The organism is uncultured Proteiniphilum sp., assembly GCF_937873925.1.
Lineage (GTDB): Bacteria > Bacteroidota > Bacteroidia > Bacteroidales > Dysgonomonadaceae > Proteiniphilum.
Window position 1 is genome coordinate 1 of record NZ_CALNAT010000106.1, and the last position, 6,137, is coordinate 6,137.

A 6,137-nucleotide genomic window follows, 5' to 3' on the forward strand; every position below is an offset into this window, starting at 1 on the left:
TTATGTTGTGCAGCACATAACCTGCCCCGGGCAAGCTTCCGGATTTTATTTTCGAATTTGTTATTGTCTATTTCGAATTTTCCGTCCGTCATCGTCCTTTCCAGCCTGTCCCAAATATTGAGTGTATAAGCAACTGCAATTCCTATGGGAGATTTAGACAGGGCTTGTCCCCGTTGTTCTTCCAGCCACTGCTTCAATTCCTCCATCGCAGGTTTCGACAGTTGGAAACGCAATTGGTGCCTCTCTTCGAACGACATCTTTTCTTCACGCGCCTGTTCCTCCACCCGGTAGATTTTCGCGTACCTTTTCGCGCTCGTAAGTGACGGATTCTTTGTCCGCTTCCGCTTTTGGCTGAATATCGCAAAGTGAATCCTGCGCGCCGACAAAAAGGTCCAATTGACCGTCATCGGTTTTTTCCGTCCTGAAGCGTTCACTTTTGACCCCGTAAAGCATCCGCTTTAACTCGGAGAGTTGGGACCTCTGGTATTCGCAATCGGACTTAATAGAGAGCAATTCGTCATATTCCCCACGGGAAATGACAACCTGATCATTCAATTCCGTATTGCTTGTTTTCATGGTGTAAAGATACAAAATATCAATGAAATGAATAAGCGGGGAAACCTTTGTTTATGCGGTTTTTGGAGAAATATTGAATCTTTTCCGGCGGGTGGTTTTTTCCATGGAAATACCCTCGACCATCATCACCAGTTTTCGTCAAAGATCGCACTTTCATGCTAACACCACAATACGCCCATGGCAGACCGGATACTTAAGAGTTCATTTTCTTGTTAGGTAAAAAAACTGAAATACAATGAGAAAGAAGACTGAAGGTGGGACATTTTATACAAATCTGAAAGTCCCACGTATTAGCCTTTTTTATCTGCGTTTTTATGGGATTTTTTGCTGGGGTATGTAAAATGAAAAAGTCCTGTATTCTACTGAATAACAGGACTTTTCTTTGATTTTCTAAATCTCCTGGCGGTATGGACAGGACATATTAATCAACGTCTAATCAATACCTTATTCACTCGCTTACGAAAAATGTACGTAAAAAATGGCGGGTTCCTGTCGTTTTACCAATTGAACGCCAGTCCAGCTCGGCCGGCTCCGACTTCATATTTCAATTTTTTTCCAGCTTTTCCTATTTCAACATACCCCTTTATTGTTACTATCAACCCGACCAGAGACGTTGCGGCACCAATGTACGCAATGGATTTTTGGGTATCGTAGTCTTCCGATAACACGGTAGACAAACCGGCGGCTACCCCTCCTGCCACCGACAACGTCGTGCTTATCAGAAGACTCTTTGATGACATTTGCAGATAATCACCCGAATTCCTGTTCATTATTTCCGCTCTTTTCTGATCTCTCTCTTGATACCACCTCTCCCTTGATGTTTGCTTTTGACCAAAAGAAGCTAACGGCATCATCAGGCAAATAAATAAAATAATTTTCTTCATAACTCTATTTTATCAGGCTTGAAACTCTTGAAATTTCATTATCGTTTACATATAAATCAATATATTCAGTAACATCATCTCCATTTCTTGAATTAAAGAAACCATATGTTTTGCCGCTTTTCTTGACGCTATAATCATTTTTATATGAATAGTTCTGCTGACAGAATACGATAGAATCGTTAATCATGCTTGTGTAATACGAGCCGGCACTGAACGTTTCGTTATATGGAAAAGATGCCTGTTTCGCTTTAATATACATTCTGTCCATTATAGAATTGTCAGCCTTTTGCTATCCAGTTTCGCTAAAACAGGACGAAAATAAAATAATACTAAATATCAAAACAATATTCTTCATGATTCGTTTATCTAAAATTAATAATATGATTTTTTAGAAATATTCCTACTTTTGTCAATCACATAAAACAACTTTATTACATCGTCAATATTTAATTTAAAATCTGCATATTCAGGCGATTCGTTGAGAGAGTGACACGTTATTACTCCTCTTTCGGTGTCGTGATTTATTATTTGCTTAAGCATTGGTTTTGCAGATTGATTTGTAAACTTCTCCCCTTCCTTAGACAGTTTCTATTCACAGATAAGTTAGTTTCCTGGGATCGCCCTGCAGGGCGATCCCAGGAAACTAAGCGGCCGCCCGGTACACTTCCATCGGCCTTTTATATTCCAATCCCTGATGGGGCCTTTCCTGGTTATAATACTTCATATAATCCTTTATTTTGTGATATAACTCCAAACCATTGTCTGATGGTTCGAGATAAAGCTTCTCGTATTTGATGTTCCGCCAAAATCTTTCAATGAAGATATTGTCAATAGCCCGTCCCTTCCCGTCCATGCTGAACTTTAAACCCTCGTATGAAGAAAAATAAGCTGAAAACTCCGGGCTGGAGAACTGACTCCCCTGATCCGTATTGATTATCTCCGGAGCACCATGGTGCTTTATAGCCTCTTCAAGGCACTCGCGGCACCAATGGGCGGTCATCGTGTTGGACAGTGACCAGCCAACGATATAGCGGCTGTAAACGTCAATGATGCCAACCAGGTACAGATGGCTGCCAGCTAACGGGATATAGGTGATATCCATCGCCCAGACCTGATTGGGGCGCGTTACCTTTAACCCACGCAGCAGGTAGGGATAAATCACATGGCTTGCTCCCCTATGGGGCTTGCTCGTGTTCGGACGGGGGCCGGTCGCATATAAATCCATTTTCCGATATAAACGGCGCACACGCTTGGGATTGACCTCGTAGCCAATGCCACGAAGGTGATGTGTCATCCGGGGTACACCGTAGAACGGGGTAATCATGTACTGTTTGTCTATCTGCTTCATCAGTTCCTCATTATAGGAACCATCTTCACGGGGCGAATAGTAGAAGCTGCTACGGGGCACATCCAACAAATCACACTGGCGTGAAACGCTTAAAGAGTGGGTCTTGTCGATTTTGCTCATCCGTTCATTTTTGGCTATTTCCCCAATACTTTTTTTAAGAAATCAACCTCCAGCTGAAGCTGTCCGACCTTCTTGAACAGGGCGTCTTTCTCCTTGTCATCCTCTGTTTTAGAGCCGCCTCTCTCGAACACCTGGTCCGCCTGAGATAAAAATTGAGTCTTCCACGTCGAGATCTGACCCGGGTGAAGTTCATACTTCCTGGCGATCTCCTGGACTGTTTCTCTTTCTTGAAGTGCTTCTAAAACAATCTTTGTTTTAAAGCCGGCACTGTAAGTTTTCCTTTTCTTCATGACAACAAAATTAATATTATTTTTTAATGATTCTTGTTGTCTAAGATTCGGGGGTAATTATATTGTATAGATAACCCAATAAGGAAAATCTTTAATTCTTAACTTATCCGTCCAGTTAATACGTTGTGATTCTCTTGTCGAAACAATATCGCCGGCCATAAATGATTCTGGAGTATAATTATCCATACTATCTCCAGCAACAACAAAAGCGATATAATGACCTCTGTGGACTTCATCAACTACCATGCTATGCTTTGGCATTTCAGCTAAATATTCGACATCGCCGTAAAAATCTAAAAAGCCAGCCTGTGCTTCAACAGAAACAATAGGCATCGTCATTAAAAATTGTCCGTCAGGTAGTTTCACAAATTGATTCCCGTTGTTGTTTTCTATTTCGTAAGACCTGGACTCCTCCGACCCATACAACAGATAATCTGTTGTCGTGTTTAGGTAATCGGCAAGCTCCTGCAGCTTTTCGATTGTCGGCTTTGCACCGTCCAGATACTTCATTACAGATTGCTTTTTTACTGATCAATGAAGTAATATTCCGTTTCGAGTATAGTTCTTTTATATAAGGCGGTTTTGGCAATGCTTGATAGCCCCTTGCAGATCGACCCGCCAATCAGGCATACGAAAAACAAATATACAGATGTTGTAGTAAGCGACACTCCAATTTCGGAACCACCGGCAGAAACAACCAATCCTACAAGCGCCGTGATAGCTGAAATAAAAGTTAGGACAAATAAAAACGTCCCCGTGCCCTTGAGTGTTTGTACCCCGCTGCCAGAATAATAAACCTTAATCTCTTTCTTTTCCATGATGTAATAATTAAAATTATATACTTTATATAAAACACGGCATAAATAAACCGCTATTCAATATTGTAATATGTATATTCGCTTGCATTACGATACCATCGATACCTTATCTGTTTAAACCCGTATTTTTTTGCTGTATCAGCGATAGATGTGTGTATTGTTTCAATATTTGCATTTGTAACAAACAAATGACTTGTGATATTAAGATATATATTTCCAGATCCAGATGCAGTTATATACATATCGTGTTTCCACATTCCATTTGCAAGATTTTTGGCCAGAGATTTTCTATAATAAGGCAATACTGAATTAAGGGTAGATTTAGATTTTGACGTGACTAAAGATGACAAACCTATAAATCTCTTGTTCCCATTTACAAACTCGCTCTTATTTTCTGTAAAATTATCCCAATCTGAACATCTGCTTAAAAAATCAATAGCTGATGACATTTCTTCAATTTCTGTTGTTTCCCTAAATTTAGTATCTTTCAGTTTGGTTGAATCTCTTATTAGTTCATTAATATTGTCATTGACCCACTTAATAGTGTCAAACAACTTCACATCCTCCGTCCTATATGCGCTTGTAATCTTTTGTTTCCCTGTCTCAGGATAACACGACATAAGCATCATCAAGAGAGAGAATAAGATAATATTCTTCATTTTAGATTTTTTTTAAAATACTTCTGCTGAGACTTTGTTAAGCTAACAGCATTACCAGAATTAAATTTATTTCCGCACCCGTTGCAAATCAGTTTAATATCCCCGCTTCCAATAGAGCCTGCAACAATTCCATACAATCCAATAGTAAAAACTCCGGCTGCCGCCCTTCCGAAGCTAAACCCTTTTTTCATTGGAGCTAGATTATTTCCATAGCACTTGGGGCAACAAAGAAACTCCTCTCTTTCCTTTTTAATTTTGTCCTCTTCAATACCTAATAAAATCTCATTAATCCTTTGCTCATTCTCGGGTGACAGTTTCTCTTTGATTTGGCGCCCACAGTATACACACGTAAGTGCAAGGTCACTGTTTTCTTTTAAGCACACCGGACATTGAATTAATTTCATAGCTACCTCCTTCTTCTTGTGTTTTTCCCAATTCTCCGGTTCACAACTATGTTATAGAGATACGCAACCTCTCCGAGATTCAGTGTAAAATCGGGATGTATGTCACTATTAAGAGAATGGCATGTAATCTCTCCGGTTTCTACATTATGGGCGGTGATTTCTTTCAGCATTATCCCCTTTGTTCCGTGTGCTATTACGAAACCCCAATCCTGAAAATGAAGTTTCGTTTTCCAGTGGTCTTTGTATCTCTCTACATATAATGATATCACCCTTATTATATTCAGGTTCCATCGAATCTCCATCTACTCCGAATGCAAGGTATTTGCCTTTGTATTCCTTGTCGGATTCAACCATTACTAAAGGCATGTCTTTTAAATATTCATCGGCATAATTGAAAAAGGCGAACGCCTCTACCTTATTGAAAATCTATTTTGCTTTAACGGCGACCATTCCTGCTTTATCGTGGTTCTTTATAGTTAATCCGTTTTTTCAGAAAATTGATTCGGGAGCAGTTTTATCCCTGTATTGATATAAACAGTCTGGTTGGTTCCGGTCTGCCTTACCTCGACAAGCAGCGATGTCAACCCGTTCTTAACCCTGTTACCCCCGTTATGAACAAATCGTAATGCAATGTTTTCCATATAATTAATGTTTATTTAGTACAAAGCTACAAAATTTTCATACATTATTCCGTACAAAATGAGGAAAATGTACGAAAATACGGTTAGAACACTTCCGCAATGGTCATTACTCGAATACAGAAAAATGACTGTATATGGTATCTACAAAGAAAAAGCCCGCTGTTTAAGCGAGCTCCTGGCGGTATGGACGGGACTATGAACAGAACCCCCATAAAACATCATAGAACATCGTAGAACATCAAACAACAATATATCTAGTATTTACGTATAGTATTTTCTCATAAAATATCTTTAAATATCCTTTGCTATATCAAAAAATGGGTGTAATTTTGGGTGTAGATTTTCTTAGGGATAAATAGCTTTGAATATTAAGAGAAATGTAATTTTTGCATTAGAG

11 protein-coding genes are annotated in these 6,137 nt (G+C 39.4%); all 11 read right to left on the reverse strand.

Annotated features, from left to right (window positions below; translation table 11 throughout):
- A partial coding sequence (locus tag Q0502_RS07190; protein WP_366521776.1) for a transposase occupies window positions 1-371 on the reverse strand: 371 nt, incomplete at its 3' end.
- Window positions 265-576 carry a transposase gene (locus Q0502_RS07195; RefSeq protein ID WP_298648997.1) on the reverse strand — a complete coding sequence of 104 codons (312 nt, stop codon included), beginning with the start codon at window positions 574-576 and terminating at the stop codon, window positions 265-267. The genes Q0502_RS07195 and Q0502_RS07190, both read right to left, overlap by 107 nt.
- 497 nt (window positions 577-1,073) lie before the next feature.
- A complete protein-coding gene (locus Q0502_RS07200) occupies window positions 1,074-1,460 on the reverse strand; it encodes a hypothetical protein (RefSeq protein ID WP_286855865.1) in 387 nt (128 codons plus the stop codon).
- A gap of 643 nt (window positions 1,461-2,103) precedes the next feature.
- Complete coding sequence (locus Q0502_RS07205; RefSeq protein WP_286855867.1) at window positions 2,104-2,928, reverse strand: IS3 family transposase; 825 nt, start codon at window positions 2,926-2,928, stop codon at window positions 2,104-2,106.
- A gap of 14 nt (window positions 2,929-2,942) precedes the next feature.
- Window positions 2,943-3,218: a transposase gene (locus Q0502_RS07210; protein WP_238866086.1), complete on the reverse strand. Its 276-nt coding sequence runs from the start codon at window positions 3,216-3,218 to the stop codon at window positions 2,943-2,945.
- 57 nt (window positions 3,219-3,275) lie between these two features.
- Window positions 3,276-3,728 carry a hypothetical protein gene (locus tag Q0502_RS07215; protein WP_298649007.1) on the reverse strand — a complete coding sequence of 151 codons (453 nt, stop codon included), beginning with the start codon at window positions 3,726-3,728 and terminating at the stop codon, window positions 3,276-3,278.
- 14 nt (window positions 3,729-3,742) lie between these two features.
- Entirely contained in the window at window positions 3,743-4,036 is a 294-nt protein-coding gene (locus Q0502_RS07220) for a hypothetical protein (protein ID WP_298649010.1), read from the reverse strand.
- A gap of 53 nt (window positions 4,037-4,089) precedes the next feature.
- Window positions 4,090-4,695, reverse strand: coding sequence for a hypothetical protein (locus Q0502_RS07225; protein WP_298649013.1), 606 nt, complete (start codon window positions 4,693-4,695; stop codon window positions 4,090-4,092).
- Window positions 4,692-5,099, reverse strand: coding sequence for a hypothetical protein (locus Q0502_RS07230; RefSeq protein WP_298649016.1), 408 nt, complete (start codon window positions 5,097-5,099; stop codon window positions 4,692-4,694). Before Q0502_RS07230 ends, Q0502_RS07225 begins: the two co-directional genes overlap by 4 nt.
- A 144-nt stretch (window positions 5,100-5,243) precedes the next feature.
- Window positions 5,244-5,465: a S24 family peptidase gene (locus tag Q0502_RS07235; RefSeq protein WP_298649019.1), complete on the reverse strand. Its 222-nt coding sequence runs from the start codon at window positions 5,463-5,465 to the stop codon at window positions 5,244-5,246.
- A 110-nt stretch (window positions 5,466-5,575) separates the two neighbouring features.
- Window positions 5,576-5,740, reverse strand: a complete 165-nt coding sequence (locus tag Q0502_RS07240; RefSeq protein ID WP_298649021.1) for a hypothetical protein — start codon at window positions 5,738-5,740, stop codon at window positions 5,576-5,578.
- Window positions 5,741-6,137: the final 397 nt, after the last annotated feature.

Coding starts and splice junctions, on each gene's coding strand:
- Q0502_RS07235 (WP_298649019.1), bottom strand. CDS start 5,465: ATGCCTTTAGTAATGGTTGAATCCGACAAGGAATACAAAGGCAAATAC.
- Q0502_RS07240 (WP_298649021.1), bottom strand. CDS start 5,740: ATGGAAAACATTGCATTACGATTTGTTCATAACGGGGGTAACAGGGTT.
- Q0502_RS07215 (WP_298649007.1), bottom strand. CDS start 3,728: ATGAAGTATCTGGACGGTGCAAAGCCGACAATCGAAAAGCTGCAGGAG.
- Q0502_RS07210 (WP_238866086.1), bottom strand. CDS start 3,218: ATGAAGAAAAGGAAAACTTACAGTGCCGGCTTTAAAACAAAGATTGTT.
- Q0502_RS07220 (WP_298649010.1), bottom strand. CDS start 4,036: ATGGAAAAGAAAGAGATTAAGGTTTATTATTCTGGCAGCGGGGTACAA.
- Q0502_RS07205 (WP_286855867.1), bottom strand. CDS start 2,928: ATGAGCAAAATCGACAAGACCCACTCTTTAAGCGTTTCACGCCAGTGT.
- Q0502_RS07200 (WP_286855865.1), bottom strand. CDS start 1,460: ATGAAGAAAATTATTTTATTTATTTGCCTGATGATGCCGTTAGCTTCT.
- Q0502_RS07225 (WP_298649013.1), bottom strand. CDS start 4,695: ATGAAGAATATTATCTTATTCTCTCTCTTGATGATGCTTATGTCGTGT.
- Q0502_RS07195 (WP_298648997.1), bottom strand. CDS start 576: ATGAAAACAAGCAATACGGAATTGAATGATCAGGTTGTCATTTCCCGT.
- Q0502_RS07230 (WP_298649016.1), bottom strand. CDS start 5,099: ATGAAATTAATTCAATGTCCGGTGTGCTTAAAAGAAAACAGTGACCTT.